Raw genomic sequence first — 19357 nt, 5'->3', positions numbered from 1 at the left:
GGTGTTCCACGCGGCGGCGAAGGACGCCACGCTCTGCCCGGGCGGGCGTGCTGGACATCTCCTTCACCCGCGTCCCCGCCGACGCCCCCGGCAAGGTGCCCACCGGCTACGGCTTCTGGTGCAACGCCTGGCCCGAGAACCCCGCCTGGAAGTTCGTCGCCGTCGGCGAAGGCAACGACGTCCCGTTCTGGACCGAGTTCCTGCGCGCCCTCGCCGACATCGACCCGGACATGGCCGTCAACATCGAGCACGAGGACGCGGCCTACTCCCAGACCGAAGGACTCGCCCTGGCCGCCAAGAACCTCCACAGCGCCGCGGCTGCCCTCTGACCCACTCGCGTACTTGGGCCCCGTACCCGCCGGTCGGCGAGTACGGGGCCCAGCCCTTCGGTGCCCACGGTCCGGCCGGCGGCCGCCAACCGCCCCCCTGGTTCAGCCGAGCGACACGCACGGAGGGTGCCCGGTCCATCGGCGCGTACCGAGCGTGACTCCGCGCATCGGTGCGCCATCGGCGGTAACCAGCCAGTAGTACGTAGTTCTTTACGTAGATCTACGGATGCGGCGGCGATCTTCCTGCGCTTGGCTTGCCGGACGCCGGGAAGATCGCCTCGCGTGTCGGCTCGTCGCCGCGTCCGCACGGCCCGCCGGGCGGGCACTGTCACAGGGGGCGCCGGGCCGATTGTCAGTGGTCGCCGATAGCGTTTCGCACATGATCGCGCTGGGTCGGGATTTCCCCGGCTGAACTGTGCTTTCTTCATGGTGCTCTTGACGCGGAAGGCGGGGGTCGTGGGTTGGCTGTCGGCGGGTGACGGGTATGAAGTCGCCCTTGTGGAGGGGCGGGTGGCGGCACGGGCCACCTCGGGCCGGTCGGCGGGGCGGCAGTTGAAGTCGCTGCCGCGCGCGCTCAAGGACCACCCGGAGGTGGACCGGCTGCGGAGGTTCGCCGAGTGGCTGGATCGGCATGCCGCGGCGTGCGTCGCGCAGGTCGACTCCTGGATGGTGTCGTCACTACCCGTGCCCACCGGCCTGCTGGCCCGGGTGTGGCCGGACGAGGCGTGGCAGTCCGCGCTGCGCGACCTGGCGGTGGTCGGTGACGACCCGGACGAGGTCGGTTTCCTGCGGGGCGCCACCGACTCCGGCGAGCTGCGGATCGTGAACCTCGACGGCGAGACCGTACGGCTGTCCCCGCGCACGGTGACACTGCCGCATCCGGTGCTGCTGCCGGACCTGGAGGAGCTGCGGGAGTTCGCGGCCGAGCTGGGCATCGTCCAGCGGGTCGAGCAGATACACCGGGCGATCTGGCGGCGGCCGGACGACTTCGCCGCCAAGACCACCGAGGTGCGGGAGTTCACCGGGGGTTCGTTCCGTTCCCGCTTCGCCCTGGCCGCGCGCGCCTCGTCACTCGGCTACCGGGTGTCCGGCGGTTACGCCACGGCCCGGGTGCGGGACGGCGGGCGCACGGTGGAGGCCTCCGTGTGGATCGGGGAGCCGTACTGGGACGGCGAGATGGAGCTCGGCGGCCTCACCTGGCAGGACCCGGACGGCCGCGCCCTGCCGCTGCGCGAGGTGGGCCCGGTGGCCTGGTCGGAGGGGATGCGGATGGCCGCGGCGCTGTACGCGGGGCGCGAGATCGAGGAGGGCAAGGACGCATGAGCGGGGGGACGCGGGTGTCGTACGAGGAGCTGCTGGCGGCGGGCGGGGTGCTGCCGCCGGACATCGAGGGAGCCGGGGAGCGGGCGGTTCCGCTGACGGCGCGGACGTACCGTCACCCGGGCCTGGACGACCGGGTGGTGGTGCGGCTGGTGGCCGGGGAGCTGGGCGCGGCGGAGGACCTGGCCGCCGGGTTCCTCGGTCTGGAGCGGGACGCGGAGCCGGCCGTGGTGGGCCTCGGGCTGCGCCAGTCGCTGGGGTTCCCCGAGTGGGTGCTGGTGCACCACCCGGAGGACGGGCACCGCGCGCTGGGCGTCGTACCGGAGTTGGAGCGAGCGGCCCGGCAGGCGAAGTCGAAGCCGAAGGCGGCCATGGACGCCTTCGTGGAACTCGGCGAGCGGCTGGCGGCATCGGTGCCGCACTTCCTGCCGACGTTCTACGAGCAGGCCGGGCGCGTGTTCCTCGCCGAGGAGAACGCCACGTACGCGGCCCAGTTGTTCACCCGCGCCCGCAAGGCCGAGGCCGAGCACGGGCTGGTGGTGGACGAGGAGCGGTTGGACGCCGTGTTCCTGGAGTTCGCGCTGGCCGGCGCGCTCCCGGTGAAGGTGCTGTCGGCGTACGCGAAGGAGCTGGCCGCGCGGGTCCCCGCCGAGGAGGCTCTGCGGCGCTTCACCCGGCTGTGCCTGCGCCGCACCGCGGGTGGTCTGCCGCCGTCGGCGCAGATGGCGAACGACCTGCGCAAGCTGGCCCGCGCCGCCGGCCGGGACGCCGACCTCACCGAGCAGGAGTATCTGGCCGAGCTGCTGGGTCTGCCGGCCACGCTGCGGGCGGCGGCGGGCTGGTGGAAGGGACACCGTGCGGCCCTGGTGGCGCTCGCCGGGCGTGAGCCGCGGGTGCGGGGCGCTCTGCTGGACATCGTCCCGTCGGTGGAGGACGACGCGATGCCCGCGCTGTGGCTGGGGGTGCTGGAGGCGTCCGGTGCCCTCGCGGGGCTGTGGGACACGTCGCTGCCCGTGGAGGAGCGGTCGAGCGACGGTACGGCGGGCTGGCTCAAGCGGTTCTTGAAGTTCCGTCAGGAGGCGCGTTGTTCATCCCAGCGGCTGCCGGAGCTGTACGCGCTGGTGGAGCGGACCACCGAGGTGCTTCGGGCCGGACTCACCGCGTCCGGCGATGAGTTGGAGGCCGCTGACGACCTCGACCTGCTCGATCAGCTGCTGTCGCTGGACGTGCCCGTGGCGGCCCCCGGGAAGAACTCCATGCTGCTGCTCGCCGCGTGGGCCAAGGGCGACGGGCAGCGCGAGCTGCTGTCGCTGGCCGCCGACTCCCGTTTCCACAAGGCATTCCGGAAGGGTGCCGACCACCTCGGCGACAACGTCCACGGTCTGCGGGCGCTCCGGCTGCTGGCGGCGTCGCCGGGCGGGCGCCCGATGCTCGCGGAGTGGGTGCGTGAAGTGGTCCGGCGGTTCACCGTCGTCGGTCTGCCCCAGTTGCCCGACGCGCTGACCCGGCTGAAGTGGCTGCCCGCCGAGGCGCTGGCGCTGGCCGAGGAGGAGGTCCGCGAGGCCGTCGCCACCGACCTCGCGCCGGTGCTGGCCCGCACCCTGAAGGCCGGTCTCTTCGACGAACTCGGCTGGCCCGCCTGGGAGGACGCGGCCGCCACGCTCGTTCCGAAGAACGACGTCGAGGACCTGATCGTCGCCGACGCCTGGCCGCACCTCGTCGTGGCGGGCGGCTCCCAGGCCCGGGTGATCGGCGCCGAGGGCACCGTCCTCACCCACGACCTGCGCATCCCGGCGAACGACCGCTGGGGCGACCCGGGCTTCCACCACGTGGACGGCGAACTGCTCGTCTACTGGCGGTCCCGCGACGACGGCCTGCGCGGCTACTGGCACACCCGCGCCGACCGCGCTGTGAGCCTTGAGGGCCCGCAGAGCACCCGGGGCACCCAGATGGACTGGTACCGGGCCGACTTCCCGATCACCCTGCCCCTGCCCGGCGGCGGCCGGACCACCGGCGGCGGTGTCCTGCGCGCCGGAGACACCAGGCTCCCCGAGGAACGGTTGATGGTCTCCGACGGTGTCTCGTACTGGGTGTGGCACACGGAGAACGAGGACCGGGCGGCGCACGGCTGGTACGAGTACGACCCGGCCACGGGTGAGCGCGGACGCATGAGCATGCCCGCGTTCCTCTCGGACGCCCTGCGCGACGCCTCGGCGGGCAGCACCTACGAGGGCGGCTGGCTGGGCCCCTCGCCGACGGCCGGTCCCGCACCGGCCTCCGCGCCCGTGGACGGGCTGGTCGGCCTGCGCATCGTGCGGCTGCCCGACGGCTCCCGGCGCGCCCAGAACCTCGCCGGACACACCGTCACCCTGCCCGCCGACATGGCCTGGCCGTCCGCGCTGGTGGTGTTCCCCGGTGACGACCAGGCCCGCGCGGTCGTCCGCAACGGCTGGCAGCTCCAAATCGTCGACACCGACGGTGTCGTCACCTCGGTGGCCAAGACCGACCGTACGCCCGGTGTCTTCGGCGAGGGCACGCTGTTGCTGCCGCCGGTGCAGTACTGGGAGTGCATGACGCCCCGCGACCCGGAGGGCTCCGAGGCGTTGCGGCGCATCGACCGGGACACGTCGGCGGCGCTGCTGGCGGCTGCCGCGCAGGACGACAAGAAGGCGCTGCCCGACGCGATCCGAGCACTGCTGCCGGTCACGCATGACGCGCTCGTCGCGGGCATCGCGGGAGTCGTCCGGCACGCCGCCGGTCAGCAGGCCGTCCTCGACGCGGCGGCGGCCCGGCTCACCCGGGCCCTCGAAGGCGGGCTGGACGACGAAGGTCCGGTCGGGCCACCGGACGTCGTGCTCGTCGAAGCGCTGAGCGGACTCGGAGTGGTCGGCGGCTACTGGTGGAACCGCGACGAGGAGGTCACCACCGTCTTCCGCTCCCTGCGCGCGATGGGCCGGGCCGCCGGGCTCTCCGACGCCCCTGTACCGGAGGGGCGGACCGTGCGCCTCCACCACGACGGCCCCGGGCTGCCCTCGGGGCAGCCGGACCTGGAGACCCTGGTCGATCGCGCCACGGCCCTGGCGTTCCGGGCGGCGGCCGGCACCACCTCCGAGCAGCACCGGGAGGCGCTGCGCGCGCTGCTCGGCGAATTCGACGCCCTGGGGCTGGGGTCGACCGCCGCGCCCGAGCGGTGGCGCACGGTGGAACTGCACCTGGAGGCCGACCTGTTGCGCGGCCCGTCGGGCGAGTCGCGCGAGGGCCGGTGGCGAGGGCTGCTGCCGCTGGGCGAGGGGGCGTTCATCGCCCTCGTACAGCACGAATGGATGCGCCAGGCCGGCGACGGCTGCGTCTTCACCGGCTTCTTCCACGACCCGTCCGGACGGTTCGAGGTCCCCGAGCCGTACACGCTCCGGAAGTCGTCCCCGCTCGGCGAGGACGGGGAGGCGGGCCGGCTCGGCGCGTTCCTCACGGAGCTGGACGCGCGGGGTCCGGCGCCCTGGTTCCCGGAGGCCGCCGGGGAGTTCGCCCGCCTCACCGGTGTCACCGAGACGATGGCCCGGCTGATCGTGGCCGGTCTGCCGCGGGTCGACGTCTACGAGCGGACGTTCCTGACGACGGAGGCGCGGAACGCCCTCGGGGTGAAGGCCGCCCCGGCGGCCGACGCCAAGGAGGAACTGCGCGGCGTCGACGGCGACATCCGCGCCGCGGTCGTGGCCGCGCTGCTGCCCGCCGACCCCGCCCGGCTGTGGGCCGAGGGACCGAACGTGGCCGCCGCGGCCGAGGTCTGGAACAGCAAGGTCGGCAAGCGCACGGCCGTCCCCGAGGAGTTGCTCGGCGACGCGGTCCGCGCGATCAAACACGCCCGGTGGGAAGTACGGGAGGCGCTGCCCGCGCTGCTGGACCCGGCCGGCGAGCCCCGGCTCACCCGGGACCTGGAGTGGGCGGTCAACGGCGACCGGGTCCGGCCCGTCGACGGGAACGCGGTCGGGTTCACGGCGGACACACTGGTCGGCGCGGTCGGTCTGGCCGCCTGGCTCGCCCACCGTCTGCCGGCCGGCGACCCGCTCCGGGCCGCGCTGCCCACCGCGCTCACCGCCGTACGCGAGCGGCTGGACCACCCCGGGCTGGTGCTCGACCTCGGCCGGTACATCAGCCTCCCGGCGTTCCGGAAGACCGCCGGCGCTCCGGCCGAGGTCGGCCAGGGCTTCGAGCGGTACGGCGCCGTCATCCTGGCCACCCACGACAGCCAGCCGTCGCCGGGCCTGCGGGTCGCGCTGCTCGACGCGGCCGGGCACGACCCGTATCTGCCCGCGCTGCGCGTCGACGACCAGCGGCCGTATGCGGCCGAGGTGGCGCTGCGGCTGGTTCGCGCCCCGCGGTTCGCGGCTCTCCTCGCCGACCCGGGCGCCCCGCTCGCCGGCGAGCGGGGCAAGGACGGCACCTGGTGGCCGCAGGACCCGAGCCGCTCGGTGCCGGAGCTGGTGACCGAGGTGGCCAAGGAGTACAGCATGGGCGAGGACGCCGCCACGCTCTATCTGATGCTGCTCGCCATGCCCGACCCGACCGACCGCATGACAGCCCGCTGGACGGGGTGGAAGCCGGCCCGGCTCAAGACGGCCCGTGCCGAACTGGCCGCGGGCGACCTGGTGGTCGAGGCCGGCCGGACCAGGGCGGGGCGTTCGCTGTTCCTGCCCGGCGCCTGGGTGGACACGAAGGCGCCGCGGGTCCCGCTGGAGCGATGGAAGCTGCCGCTGTTCGGCGACCTCCTGAGCGACGAGTACGCGCCGCTTGGCGTGATCGTGCCGACCGAGCCGGCCGCCGAGCTGTACCGCAGGGCCTGGCAGCGAGTCCAGGACGGTGACGCTCCCCGGTTCGAGGAGCTGAAGGTGCGGCGGGGCCGCCGCCGCTGAGGGACGGGGCGCTCGACCCCGGGCGTCCTTCTCCCTGATCGAGCAGACAGATCGACAGACAGACCAACCGACCCGTCCAGCAGACCAACCGACCCATCCAGCAAGGACTTCCATGACCCCGACAGACACGGTGGCGACGGCGGCGACTGCCCGTCCGGCCCGGCAGACCCTGCCCGCGGAGGAGCGCCACGCCACCGAACTCGCCTTCCTCGCCGCGCAGGACGAGGGCCCCCGTCCGCCCGGCTGGCGACTGACCCCGCGTTCTGTGGTGACGTTCGTCTGCGGCAGCGGCGGCGAGAGCCTGAAGCTGCCCAAGCCGCACGAGACACTGCCCGACAAGCTGGTGATCACCCCCAAGTTCGTCGGGGAACGCGCCCTGGTGGAGCGGTGCGTGGTCACCCTCGCCGGTGAGCGCGGCCTGCTGCTCGTCGGCGAGCCCGGCACGGCCAAGTCGATGCTCTCCGAGTTGCTGTCGGCCGCAGTCTGCGGCACCAGCGCGCTCACCGTGCAGGGCACCGCCGGTACGACCGAGGACGCCTTCCGCTACGGCTGGAACTACGCCCTGCTGCTCGCCCAGGGCCCGACCCCGCAGGCGCTGGTCGACTCTCCCGTCCTCGGCGCCATGCGTTCCGGACGGGTGGCGCGGGTCGAGGAGATCACCCGCTGTCTGCCCGAGGTGCAGGACGCCCTGGTGTCGATCCTGTCCGACCGGCGGGTGAGCGTGCCCGAGCTGTCCGGCACGGACGACGCCCAGGTCGCGGCGGCGCCCGGGTTCACCGTCATCGCCACGGCCAACCTGCGCGACCGTGGTGTCTCGGAGATGTCCGCCGCGCTCAAGCGCCGCTTCAACTTCGAGACCGTGCATCCGATCGCGGACGTCGACGCCGAGACCGCGCTCGTCAAGCGGCAGGCCACGGCGGCCGTCGAGCGGGCGGGCGCGGCGTTCGGCGTCGACGACGCCGTGCTCGACGTGCTGGTCACCGTCTTCCGCGATCTGCGCGCCGGACGGTCCGCCGAGGGCTGGGACGTGGAGCGGCCCGGCACGGTGATGTCCACCGCCGAGGCCGTCCAGGTCGCCGCGTCCCTCGGGGTCGCCGCCGCCTACCTGCCCGGCGGGGACGCCCTCGACCTCGTCCCCGGCCACCTCCTGGGCGTGGTCCACAAGGACGACCCGGCCGACCATGCCCGTCTGCTCGGCTACTGGGACGGCCCGGTCCGCCGCCGCGCCGAGGACGGCTCGGCGATGTGGCGCCGCCTCTGGGACCTGCGGGAGAGCCTCCGGTGACGCTCGCTCAGGACCCCCGGGCGGCCGTCACGGCCCTCGCCGACGCCACGGTGCCGTATCTGCTGGGTGTACGGCACCACAGCCCGGCCCTCGCCACGGCCGTGCCCGCCCTGCTGGACGCCTCGGGCGCGGAGGTCGTCTGCGTGGAGCTGCCGGCCGACTTCCAGCCGTGGCTCCCGCATGTGGCCGACCCGGGCACGCTCGCCCCGGTCGCGCTGGCCGGGGCCGGTGAGAACGGGCGGCTCGGCTTCTACCCCTTCGCCGACTTCTCCCCCGAACTCGCCGCGATCCGCTGGGCACGGGGGCGGGGTGCGGAGGTCGTGTGCTGCGACCTGCCGATGGGCGATCCGCGGTGGAACGCGCAGGTGCTGATGGCTGCTCCGGGGAATGGCCCCGCACCCGCACCCGCACCCGCACCCGCACCCGCACCCGCACCCGCACCCGCACCCGCACCCGCGACGATGGACGACACGCGGAGCGCGGTGGCCGGCGCCACCGCTGTCGCCCCGTCCACCGCCTTCGCGGACGCGCTCGCCGCCGCCGGGAGTGGCCGTGACGGCGACGACCTGTGGGACCGCTGCGTGGAGGTTCTCGCCCCCGGCTGCACGCCCGAGGCGATCCGCCGCGCCGCGCTCGGCGTGGGGTGGGCACTGCGTCGCGACGCGGAGTCGGCGGGCGGCGTGCCGCCGGTGGACCTGGCCCGCGAGGCCCACATGCGCGACACGATCGCCCGTGCCGGGGCGGGTGGGCGCAGGGTCGCGGCCGTCGTCGGGGCGTTCCACGCCCCGGCGTTGACGGACGGGGCCGGAGCGGAGGGTGCGGGGACGCACAGTGCCGGAACGGTCGGCGCCGGGGCGGAAGATGGCGTGGCGGAAGGTGTCGACGCGGACCGCGCGAGGGCGAAGGCGGTCGACGCAGACCTCGCCGGGGCGGAGGTTGTGGTTCCGGGGCCGCGCGCGGGTGGCGAGGCATCGGGCTCGGCGTCGGCGGTCGGGGAATCCGTCGTCGAGGGGTACCCGCCCGTGGTCACCTCGCTCGTGCCGTACGCCTTCGATCTGCTGGACTCCCGGTCCGGCTACCCCGCGGGCATCCGAGACCCTCGCTGGCAGCAGGCGGTGTTCGCGGCCGGTGGGGACCCCGAGTCGCTGCACGGCGCCGCCGCGCGGGCGATCACCGATGTGTGCCGGGAGCTGCGCGCGGCCGGGCACACCGCGGGGACCGGTGAGGCCGCCGAGACCCTGCGGATGGCGTGCGACCTGGCCCGGATTCGGGGGCTCACGGCCCCGGGGCGGGGCGAAGTGCTGGAGGCGCTGACGACGGTGCTGGGGCAGGGCGAGCCGCTCGGCCGTGGCCGGGCCCTCGCGCGGGCGCTCGAGGTGGTCCTGGTCGGCACGGACCGAGGCCGGATCGCGCCGGGCACACCGCGTTCGGGGCTCGGCCCGTCCGTGGAGTCGGAGCTGACCGCGCTGCGGCTGCCGGGCCCGGACGACTCCGGTTCCCGCGAGGTCCGGCTCGACCCGCTCCGCTCCGCCCTCGACGGCCGCCGCGAGATCCTGCTCCAGCGTCTCGAGGTGTGCGGCGCGGGCTACGGCGAGGCCGTGGCGGTGGCCGGCACGGGCGACGGGGCCGCGCTCACCACCCGGTGGCGGCTGTCGTGGACACCGGCCGTTCCCGTACGGCTCGACCTGGCCGGGACACGGGGTGTGACGGCCGCCCTGGCCGCCGAGGGCACCCTGCGGGAGACCTTCCGCCGGGAGTCGGCGGAGGACGGACCCACCTGTGCGCTCGTCCTCGCCGGGCTTCGGGCGGCCGCCCGCTGCGACCTGCCCGCGCTGGTCGCCGAGCGCCTGGCCGACGCCGCGGCCGTGCTCCCGGCCGCCGCCACGCTCCCCGAACTCCTCGAAGCGCTCGACCTGTTGGAGGCGCTGCGCCGGGGGCACCTCCCCGGCACCACGCCCGAGGGCAGGAAGGCGGCCACCGAACTGGCCGCCGACCTGCTGGAGGCGGCGGTCCGGGCGCTGCCGGGCCTGGCGGGCAGCGACGAGCCGGAGGACGCGGCCGCGCTCATCGGGCTGGCCTCGCGGGCCGGTGAACACCGCCTGGGTCTGCGGATGGACGACGCCCTGGGCGCCCTCGCCCGTACCGGCTCCCCGCTCGTCCAGGGTGCCGCCCTGGCCGCCCGGGTCCTGCTCGACCTCGACGACGCCGACACCCTCGGCGCGCGTGCCGCCGGCTGGATCGACACCGCCACCGGCCCCGACGGCCGCCGGGCGCTGTGCCGCCGGCTCACCGGGCTGCTCAGCGGTGCCGCCCCGCTGCTCCAGTCGGCGCCGACCGCGCTGGACCCGCTGCTCGACCGGGTCGACACGCTGACCGACCAGGGGTTCCTGGACCGGCTGCCCGCGCTGCGCGGCGGCTTCGACACGCTCAGCCCGGCCGGCCGCGACCGCCTCCTGAACACCGTCACCGAGCGCCTCGGCGACCGCCTCGACCTGTCACTCGCCGCCTCACCGGCACTCCTCGCCCTGTGGACGGCCGCGGACACGGCGGGCCTCGCGGCGGTCGACGCCCTGCGGCTGCCGGTGCGGATGAACGACACGGCGGGGCAGGCCGAGACCAGGGGGGCGGAGAGCCCCGCGATCACCGGGGGTGCCGAGGCCGGAGAGGCCGCCGATGAGGTGAACCCGGCCGGAGCCCCCGACCGTGCCGTTCCGGCGCCCCCGACGGCACACCACCCCACGGATGTGTCCACGGCCCCCTCCGCCCTCCTCCTCTCCCCCACCGACCGCTGGCGGCTGCTGCTCGGGAGGGAGAGCGAGAAGCTCCCTCAGGGCGCCCGCCGTTACGCGCACGCGCTCGACGAGCTGTACGGCACCGGCCGGGGCGAGGGTTCCTCGGACCTCGGCCGGGGTGGCGGTCAGGGCCAGGGCGGCGGCCAGGAGGCTTCGTTCCCGACGGCCCGCGAGTGGGCCGAGGAGTTGGACGCGTTGTTCGGCGCGGAGGTCCGCGAGGAGGTACTGGCGCGGGCCGCCGATCACGGCCGTACGGACGTACTGGCCGAGCTCGACCCCAAGGCGGTCCGTCCGTCGGTCGATCTGCTGACCTCCGTGCTGTCCCTGGCCGGCGGGATGCCCGAACAGCAACTGGCCAAGCTGCGCCCGCTCGTCCGCCGTCTCGTCGACGAGTTGGCGAAGGAGCTCGCCACCCGTATGCGCCCGGCCCTGACGGGTCTGGCCACGCCGCGCCCGACCCGCCGTCCCGGCGGTCGGCTCGACCTGCCGCGCACGCTGCGCGCCAACCTGGCGCACACGCGCCGGACGGCCGACGGCAGGACCGTGGTCGTACCGGAGCGGCCGGTGTTCAGCACCCGCTCCCGCAAGGAGGCGGACTGGCGGTTGATCCTGGTGGTCGACGTGTCGGGGTCGATGGAGGCGTCCGTCATCTGGTCGGCGCTGACGGCGGCCGTCCTGGGTGGAGTGCCCACCCTGTCCACCCACTTCCTCGCGTTCTCGACCGACGTGATCGACCTGACGGACCGGGTGGACGACCCGCTGTCGCTGCTCCTGGAGGTACGGGTCGGCGGCGGCACGCACATCGCGGCCGGGCTCGCGCACGCCCGGTCCCTGGTGACCGTACCCAGCCGGACCCTCGTGGTCGTGGTGAGCGACTTCGAGGAGGGCTACCCGCTGGGCGGGCTCCTCGGCGAAGTACGGGCCCTCGCGAGCTCCGGGGTGCACCTGATGGGCTGTGCCGCTCTGGACGACACCGGTACGCCGCGCTACTCGGTGCCCGTCGCCCAACAGCTCGTCGCGGCCGGTATGCCCGTCGCCGCCCTCAGTCCCCTCGCCCTCGCCCGCTGGGTGGGCGATCGCCTCCGCGGAGAGACCCGATGAACGCCGAACTGCCCCCGGTGGCACCCGAGGTGGTCGCCACCGCCGTCGAGAGCCTGACCTCCCGGCTGCGCAAGAAGCTGGACGCCGCGATCGAGTCGTACGCGGCCGTGCCCGTCACCCTCGACGGCGGTGTCCTGCGCATCCGGTGCGGCGAGGACGCCGAGGTCACCCTCACACCCGGTCCCTCGGGCGCGGTCACGGACGCCGGGCAGGCGGTGTGCAGTTGTCTGCTCGCACCCCGGTGCCTGCACCGTGCCGCGGTACTGGGCACCTGCCCGGTGGCCGACGCGGAGGCGATGGCCGCGCCGGAGGCGACGGACGACGCGGGCGAGACGACCGCCCCGGCGACCGTGGCGGCCGGCGCCGACGGTGACGCCGTATCAGCAGGAGATCCCGACTCCAAGGCCGGCGAAGGCAGCAGCGCAGCGGAGGTCACCGCTCCCACCGCCGCCGACTCCACCGAACACCCTGGCCCCACCACACCCACCGCCCCCACCAAGGCCCAGGTAACCGCCGCCACCGCCCTCTGGACCGCCACCGCGGCCGTGCTCGCCGCCGGGGTGCCGGCCGCGGGCGCCGTGCCGCAGGCGGAGTTGTTGCGGGCGGCGCACTCGGCCCGGCTCGCCGGGCTGCACCGTGCCGAGGCGGCAGCCCTACGGGTCGTACGCGGACTGCGCGGTGCCCGGGCCCGCCACGACGGCCACCGGCTCTCCGACCTGGTCACGGGCCTGCGCGAACTGCTCCTCACCACCGGCCTGTTGGCAGCGGCGGACCCTGATCCGGGTCTCGTCGGTACCGCCCGCCGCGGTTACCGGCCGGGCGGGAGCCTGCGGGTCCACGGGGTGTTCCGGGAGCCGGTGATCGCGGCCACCGGCTATGGCGGTGTCGTCACCCATGTCGTCTCCGACGACGGACGCTGGTTCTCCCTCGCCGACGTCAAGCCCGGCGGTCCGGCCCGCGCCCGGGGTGCCGCCACGGCCACGGTCGCGCTCGGCTCGGGCAGTCTCAACCATGCCCAACTCGCCCGTGGCGGGCTGCTGATCTCAGGTGCCACGCTCTCCCCGGACGGCCGTCTCGGCTCCGGCAAGGGCGTACGGGCCACTCCGGTCGCCGGTCTGCCCTGGACGGCGGGCCCGCTCGCCGCCCTGTTCGCCCGCCCCCTGGCCGAGGCCGTCGCCGATCGGCTCACGAGGGCTCCGGGAGCGGACCCGGAGCGGGGCGAGCAGGCGCTGCGTGAGCCGATCGGCTGTGACCTGGTCCTTGTGGGGGCGGCAGGGGACCAGTTGCTCGCCCGTGAACTGGGACCTGCCGGGGAACCGGCCTCGGACGGCCCGCTGGTGCGGCTGGTACCGGCCAACGGCCATCCCGACCTCGCCCATACCGCCAACTTCCGTCAGCTCGCCTCCCGGCCCGGTCTGCGGCTGCGCGTGATCGGCCGCCTGGACGCCGACCGCGCCGCCGCGCTGCGCCCGCTCGCGGTGGGCCCGGTGCCGGACGCCGAGACGACGCTGCGGCTGCCGGCGGACTGGCAGGGCCACGCCGACCTGGGCTACGACCGTCTCCAGGGCGCGCACTTCCCGCCGCCGGACGCTCTGCCGGACGCCCTGCCCGCCCCGGCCTGCCTCGACGGCGTCCCGGTGGACCCGCTCGCGGACGCCCCGCTGTGGCGGCTGCGCCGACTGGTCGAGGTCGCCGTGTCCGGAGGCCGCCGGGTTGTCGCCGAACCGGCGCGCGACGGCGACCGGGGCGGCCGGGCAGCCCTGCGGCGCGGCGGGTTCCAGGCGGCCGCTGACCTGGCTACCACCCTCACCGCCGAGGCCGACCGCCGTACCCGTGACGTCTTCGGCCGCATCGACGACCCCGACCCGGACCGCTACGCACGGGCCTGGCTCGCCGCGGCCGTCTACCTCGCCGCCACCGAGCGGGCCTTGGTCCGGGCCACCTGGCAGCCACCGGCCTCCGCCACCTGACCACCAGGACGGCTTGGCCGACCACCGTGTCTCCATGACAGGTCACGCGTGTCTCCATGGCAGCTCACGGCAGCAGCCCCGCCCAGCGGGCCGCGGTGACCGCCTCGAAGCGGGTGCTGGTGCCGAACTTGCGCATCACCGAGCGCAGGTAGCCCTTCACGGTCTCCAGGCCGATGTCGAGCCGGTCGGAGATGTCGGGGTTGGTGCAGCCGGCGGCGACCGCGGCGAGGACGTCGAGTTCCCGGGGCGAGAGACGGGCCGGCTCCCCCGGTGGTGTCCGCTCGGAACAGCAGCCCTGTTCCAGCAGGGAACACACCTCGTGGAAGCGTTCCTTGAGGTGACCGTCGTCGAGTGTCGCGGTCAGGTGCAGCAGGTCGGCATGGGCTTCGTGGACGCGTTCCAGGGCCGCGCCGTCGCGGGGCGCGGCGCTGTCGCGTGCGGCCCGGGCCTCCGAGAGCAGCCGGTGGACCTGCTCGTGGGAGGCGAGGAACTGCTCCAGGTCGCGCGCCGCCTCCGTCACCGCTGTGAGTACGCGGTCGCCCAGTCGTACGGCATCGCGCGATGCCACGAAGAGGACCGCTCGGACGGTGGTCCCCACGATCACGGGGGCCGCCGCCATCGCTCTGACGCCCTCCGCCGCGACGAAGGAGTCGCACTCATGGCTGATCTGGGGGGCCGCCTGGTAGTCGCTCACCGCCGCGAGCCGATTCGTCGTGAGCACCTTGCCGATCAGTCCGGTCCCGGCCGACACGGGCGCCCCACGGCGGTACCGCGACTTCACCCCGCTCGTCTCGCTGATCCGCAGCTGCCGTGGTCCGACGACCCAGGCCGCACCGGCGACGGGCATACCGCTTTCCCTGCGCAGCGTCAGGACCGCGGCACGGGTGGCCGCGGCCTCTTTGCTGCCCTCCGCCGGAAGCATGACCGGGTCGACTCCTTACCTGGCCGGCAGTGTGTGGAACACGTCGCTGCGGCTGCCCCCGTCATCGGGAGAACAGTTCTGCAAGCGCCTCGTCCGCGTCAATAGCCCGCAGCAGCCCCATAGTTGACGATTCGTCAGTTACCGTTGAGTCACCGCGAGGGGCGATGCGCGTAGAGTCACAGCCGAGCGGTCGGGCCCGGCGATCGGGCCCGGCAGCACATCACGCCGCCCGTCACCGTTTGACCGGGTTTTTAGGGAGCGATCCCCTCCGCTTTACCCTCAGACGGGGGTAGCTCGGCGCCCCGGTTTCCCCCATGGTGGTGCCAGCGAAAAGCCGTCTCTAGCTCAGGCCGGGACGCGCCGCCCGCACGACCCTTCGTTCCCTGCGTGAAGAATTCCGCCGGGAACTCCGCCCAGGGTGGGCCGGCCGACCCGGACCCCTCGATGTCGCCCAGGCAAGGGGTACGAGCCCCGCGCCACCCCTCCGACTCAAGGCCCGCCGGACGCGGAGCCGTGGTGTGTACCCAGCAGCTTCGATCCCGCACGGCCCAAGAGGCGCCCCGACAAGAGGCACCCCGAGAGGAACCCCATGGATTTCTCCTACTCTCCCCGTCTCGCCCAACTCAGGGAAACCGCTGTCGAACTCGCCCGGAAAATCGCGGTCTACGAGGACGAATGCGAGGCCGACAACGGGCTCAGCCCGGAGAGTCGGGCCGCCCTCCGCCGGACGGTACTGGCCAGCGGCCTGCAGGCGATGAACGCGCCGGTCGAGTGGGGAGGCGCGGGCCTGAGCTGGATCGAACAGGTGACCGTGGAAGAGCAACTGGGCACCCTCACCAACGGACTGTGGGCCGCGGTGTGGAGGCCGACCGCCGCCGCCCTGATCGCGTCCACCCCCGAACAGCGCGAGCGCCATCTCATCCCGGAGAACCGCGGTGAGCGCTTCGGCGCCAGAGCCGTCACCGAACCCGAAGCCGGTTCCGACCCCCGGCGCATCGCGACCGTCGCGGAGCGCTTACCCCGTCGGCACTCACCCTTCTACCGCGACCTGTACGCCGCCCTCCCGCCCGGGCCGGTCCACATCGAGGACCTGCCCGTCCTCGACCACTCCGACTTCTGGGCGGCGAACACCGCCCACGACAGCCGGGTGCTCACCGGCCCGCTCACCGACGGCATCGTCTTCAAGTCCGGTGGCACCACCACCGAGCCCAAGCTCTCCGTCTACACCCGGCGGGAACTGCTGGCCATGAGCCGACTGCATGGCAACGGCTTCGCCCAGGCCGGACTGCGCCCCGGCGACCGGGTCGCCAACCTCTTCTACGCCGGTGAGCTCTACGCCAGCTTCCTGTTCAACGTGCTGTGCCTGCAGGTGTCGTCGGTGCCGAACGTGCACCTGCCCCTGGCCTCCGCCCCGCTGGACTACACGGCACGCGTGATCCACGAGTTCTCCGCGACCGCGCTGATGGGGCCCCCTACCACCATCTGTCAACTGGCCGCCCGCCTCACCGACTCCAACTGTTCCGAGGTGGCGTCCGCCGGCGGGAAGCGCAGCACCCGCATGTGGTGCCAGCCGTCGTCGGTGAGCCGCGTGAAGTGCTCCATGTCGTCCAGGCCTAGGCCCAGAGCGGTCAGCCGGAGCAGGCGTTGGCCGATGCCGCCGACGGCGCCCATGTAGTCCTTCATGGCCGCGGTGTACCGGTCCGACGGCCAGGGGGCGGGGCCGTGGCACGGCCAGGTGGCTTGGACGCGCGGATCGTCCTCCGGAATGTCGGGGCAGACGGTGAATATCTCCGAGCCGTCCTTCTCCCCGGCCGTCTCCTCCTCGCCGGACGCGACATATCCGCTGTAGGTGAGGTCGGATACATGCCCGGCCTTCTCCTTGAGCGGACGGCTGAAGAAGTCCCGGGACGCTTCGAGAGCCCGCTCGGTGACGGATTCTTGTTCAGGAGTGGCCTGAATCTGGAAGATTCCGTCGGCTTGCCAGGCGGCGATGAGCGCCTAGCCCAATGCTTCGTCGGTGTCACTGCCTTCAACGATGGAAGGCAGTACGAAGGTTTGCAATTCTGCCATGCCCATAACCATGAACTGAGCGCGGAGAATCCACTACCCCCATGTGAGGGGGGCCATTTCGAGGTTCGGGGCGAGTGGTCGACAAAAAGGGCGGGCGGCCGACAAAGAGAAAGGGCAAGGAGGTCACTCTCTCCTTGCCACTCTCAACCTATAGCACACAGGGGGGCTTGCGGCAAGGCCCCGGTCGTACCGCAGAATTACCGGCCTAGGCCAGGACCTGCGGAAATGTCGCAGGCGATCTCAGATCGGAGCTCTTGACTTGACCTCGCTGACCACCAGCGTGTTCGCCCTTCCCGACCGCCTCGCCGCCAAGGCGGACCCGGCGCTGATCGCCGGTGACGAGCAGCACTTCGCGGCCGTCGCCGAGTGCCTGGAGCAGACCATCGCCGAGGTGTCCGGTCTCCTCGGTGCCCAACGCAAGGCGCCCGGCGGCATCGGCCGGGCGGCGATGGACCGGGACACGGAGATCCACCGGCTGTCCGCGCGCCTGCGCGCACTGCGTCGCTTCGGCCTGGACCTCTGCCTCGGCCACATGGTCGGCGCGGACAACCCCGAGCCCGTGTACATCGGACGACTCGGCCTCAAGGACAGCACGGGCCGTCAACTGCTGGTCGACTGGCGCTCCCCCGCGGCCGAGCCGTTCTTCGGTGCTACCCATGCCGACCCGATGGGACTGGCGAGCCGCCGCAGGTACCGCTGGACAGGCGGCCGGATCGGCGACTACTGGGACGAGGTGTTCACCTCGGACGCGTTCGTCGGGCACGCCGCGCTCGACGACCAGTCCGCCTTCATCGCCAGCCTGGGCGGCGACCGTTCGGCCCGGATGCGGGACGTGCTCGGGACCATCCAGGCCGACCAGGACGCCATCATCCGCGCGGGATCACGCGGTGCCCTCGTGGTCGACGGCGGCCCGGGTACGGGCAAGACCGTCGTCGCCCTGCACCGCTCCGCGTACCTCCTCTACTCCGACCCCCGGCTCGGGCACCGCCGGGGCGGCGTGCTGTTCGTCGGCCCGCACCGGCCGTACCTGGACTACGTCGCCGACGTCCTCCCCAGCCTCGGCGAGGAGGGCGTACAGACCTGCACCCTGCGGGACCTGGTCGCCGAGGGAGCGGAGGCCACGATCGAGGCCGACCCGGAGGTGGCCCGTCTGAAGTCGTCCGCCGAGATGGTGAAGGCGATCGAAAAGGCCGTCAGGTTCTACGAGGAGCCGCCCACTGAGGGGATGACGGTCACGACCCACTGGTCCGATGTCTGGCTGGGCGCCGGCGACTGGGCCGCGGCGTTCGAGGCGGCAGAACCCGGTACGCCGCACAACGAAGCACGCGGCCAGGTCTGGGAGGAGCTGCTCACGATCCTGGTCGACAAGCACGAGGGCGACACCACGGCGGATGGTGGTGAGGTCCCGGCCGGCCTGCTCCGCAAGTCGCTGCGGCAGAACAGGGAACTGCTCACGGCCTTCAACCGCGCGTGGCCGCTGCTCGAAGCGGCCGACCTCGTCTCGGACCTGTGGTCGGTACCCGCCTACCTGCGGATGTGCGCGCCTTGGCTCGGCCGCGACGATGTTCAGCGGCTCCAGCGCGCGGACGCCCAGGCCTGGACGGTGTCCGACCTGCCGCTCCTGGACGCGGCCCGGCAACGGCTCGGCGACCCGGAGACGGCGCGGCGCAAGCGCCGTCAGGAAGCCGCCCTCGCCGCCCAGCGCGAGCACATGGCCCGGGTCGTCGACACCCTGATCGATGCCGTGGCCGACTCCGGCGCCGACGGTGACGACGGCGAAGGTCTGGTGAGGATGTTGCGCGGCGAGGACGCCCAGGTCAGCCTGGTGAACGAGGCCGAACTGGCCACCGCCGACCCGGACCTCCTGGCCGGCCCGTTCGCGCACGTCGTCGTCGACGAGGCACAGGAACTGACCGACGCGGAGTGGCAGATGCTGCTGCTGCGCTGCCCGTCCCGGAGCTTCACCATCGTCGGGGACCGCGCCCAGGCCCGGCACGGGTTCACCGAGTCGTGGCGGGAACGGCTCGAACGCATCGGGCTCGACCGGATCGACCTGGCCTCCCTGAGCATCAACTACCGGACGCCGGAAGAGATCATGGCGGCGGCCGAGCCGGTCATCCGGGCCGCGCTCCCGGACGCCAACGTCCCCACCTCCATCCGTACCGGCGGCGTCGCCGTCGTCCACGGACCCGCCTCGGACCTGCACGCGATCCTCGACGGCTGGCTCACCGCACACGCCGACGGAATCGCCTGCGTCATCGGCGATCCCACCTTCCGGCCGACGACGCCCCGCGTCCGGTCACTGACCCCGGAACTGTCGAAGGGCCTCGAATTCGACCTGGTCGTCCTCGGCGACCCGGACAACTTCGGCACGGGCATCGAGGGAGCGGTCGACCGCTATGTCGCGATGACCCGAGCGACCCAGCGACTCGTCATCCTCACGAGCCCCTGACACCGACCGGGCGCCGCTCAGCCGCGGAGACGGGACATCGTCGGGTCGAACAGCGGCTCTTCGGCCACGACGGCCTCGACGCGCTGGTCGAAGTAGCCGATCTGCACGGTGGTGCCCGGAGCGGTGAGTTCCGTGGGCAGCCAGGCGTAGGCGATGCCCTTGCCGATGGTGTAGCCGTAGGCGGCGCTGGTGATGTAGCCGACCGC

Annotated in this window: 10 protein-coding genes and 1 pseudogene; 8 read left to right on the top strand and 3 right to left on the bottom strand. The window is 73.6% G+C overall.

Annotation, left to right across the window (positions count from 1 at the left end; genetic code table 11):
- The first annotated feature begins 47 nt into the window (after positions 1–47).
- The 6 genes from F3T56_RS48315 to F3T56_RS29175 all read left to right on the top strand — a co-directional run bounded on the left by F3T56_RS48315 (position 48) and on the right by F3T56_RS29175 (position 13707).
- On the top strand, positions 48–329 hold the full coding sequence (locus F3T56_RS48315) for a hypothetical protein (RefSeq protein ID WP_246203998.1): 282 nt from the start codon (positions 48–50) through the stop codon (positions 327–329).
- A gap of 456 nt (positions 330–785) precedes the next feature.
- Entirely contained in the window at positions 786–1652 is an 867-nt protein-coding gene (locus F3T56_RS29195; RefSeq protein WP_149828409.1) for a DUF4132 domain-containing protein, read from the top strand.
- On the top strand, positions 1649–6559 hold the full coding sequence (locus F3T56_RS29190) for a DNA-binding protein (protein ID WP_172639190.1): 4911 nt from the start codon (positions 1649–1651) through the stop codon (positions 6557–6559). The genes F3T56_RS29195 and F3T56_RS29190 overlap by 4 nt, the downstream gene beginning before the upstream one ends.
- A 112-nt stretch (positions 6560–6671) precedes the next feature.
- On the top strand, positions 6672–7844 hold the full coding sequence (locus F3T56_RS29185) for an ATP-binding protein (RefSeq protein WP_149828363.1): 1173 nt from the start codon (positions 6672–6674) through the stop codon (positions 7842–7844).
- On the top strand, positions 7841–11737 hold the full coding sequence (locus F3T56_RS29180) for a vWA domain-containing protein (RefSeq protein ID WP_149828362.1): 3897 nt from the start codon (positions 7841–7843) through the stop codon (positions 11735–11737). Before F3T56_RS29185 ends, F3T56_RS29180 begins: the two co-directional genes overlap by 4 nt.
- Positions 11734–13707, top strand: a complete 1974-nt coding sequence (locus F3T56_RS29175; RefSeq protein WP_149828361.1) for an SWIM zinc finger family protein — start codon at positions 11734–11736, stop codon at positions 13705–13707. Before F3T56_RS29180 ends, F3T56_RS29175 begins: the two co-directional genes overlap by 4 nt.
- 64 nt (positions 13708–13771) lie before the next feature.
- On the opposite strand, the gene F3T56_RS29170 is transcribed toward F3T56_RS29175, so the two are convergent.
- A complete protein-coding gene (locus tag F3T56_RS29170) occupies positions 13772–14629 on the bottom strand; it encodes a LuxR C-terminal-related transcriptional regulator (protein WP_149828360.1) in 858 nt (285 codons plus the stop codon).
- A 589-nt stretch (positions 14630–15218) separates the two neighbouring features.
- Between F3T56_RS29170 and F3T56_RS48310 the strand changes: the two genes are divergently transcribed.
- Positions 15219–16304, top strand: coding sequence for an acyl-CoA dehydrogenase family protein (locus tag F3T56_RS48310; protein WP_246203984.1), 1086 nt, complete (start codon positions 15219–15221; stop codon positions 16302–16304).
- 38 nt (positions 16305–16342) lie between these two features.
- On the opposite strand, the pseudogene F3T56_RS48305 reads toward F3T56_RS48310, so the two are convergent.
- Positions 16343–16621, bottom strand: a pseudogene (locus tag F3T56_RS48305) (2-oxoglutarate and iron-dependent oxygenase domain-containing protein); the annotation flags it as partial.
- A gap of 337 nt (positions 16622–16958) precedes the next feature.
- On the opposite strand from F3T56_RS48305, the gene helR reads away from it, so the two are divergent.
- Positions 16959–19151, top strand: coding sequence for an RNA polymerase recycling motor ATPase HelR (helR, locus tag F3T56_RS29155; RefSeq protein WP_149828359.1), 2193 nt, complete (start codon positions 16959–16961; stop codon positions 19149–19151).
- A gap of 17 nt (positions 19152–19168) precedes the next feature.
- Here helR and F3T56_RS29150 read toward each other — a convergent pair.
- Positions 19169–19357: glycine cleavage T C-terminal barrel domain-containing protein (locus F3T56_RS29150; protein WP_281291920.1), on the bottom strand; the 189-nt coding region annotated here is incomplete at its 5' end.

This window comes from Streptomyces tailanensis (assembly GCF_008386495.1).
GTDB classification, from domain to species: Bacteria; Actinomycetota; Actinomycetes; order Streptomycetales; family Streptomycetaceae; genus Streptomyces; species Streptomyces tailanensis.
The sequence above is the reverse complement of the archived record's forward strand: the minus strand, read 5'-3'. Positions and strand labels throughout refer to the sequence as shown.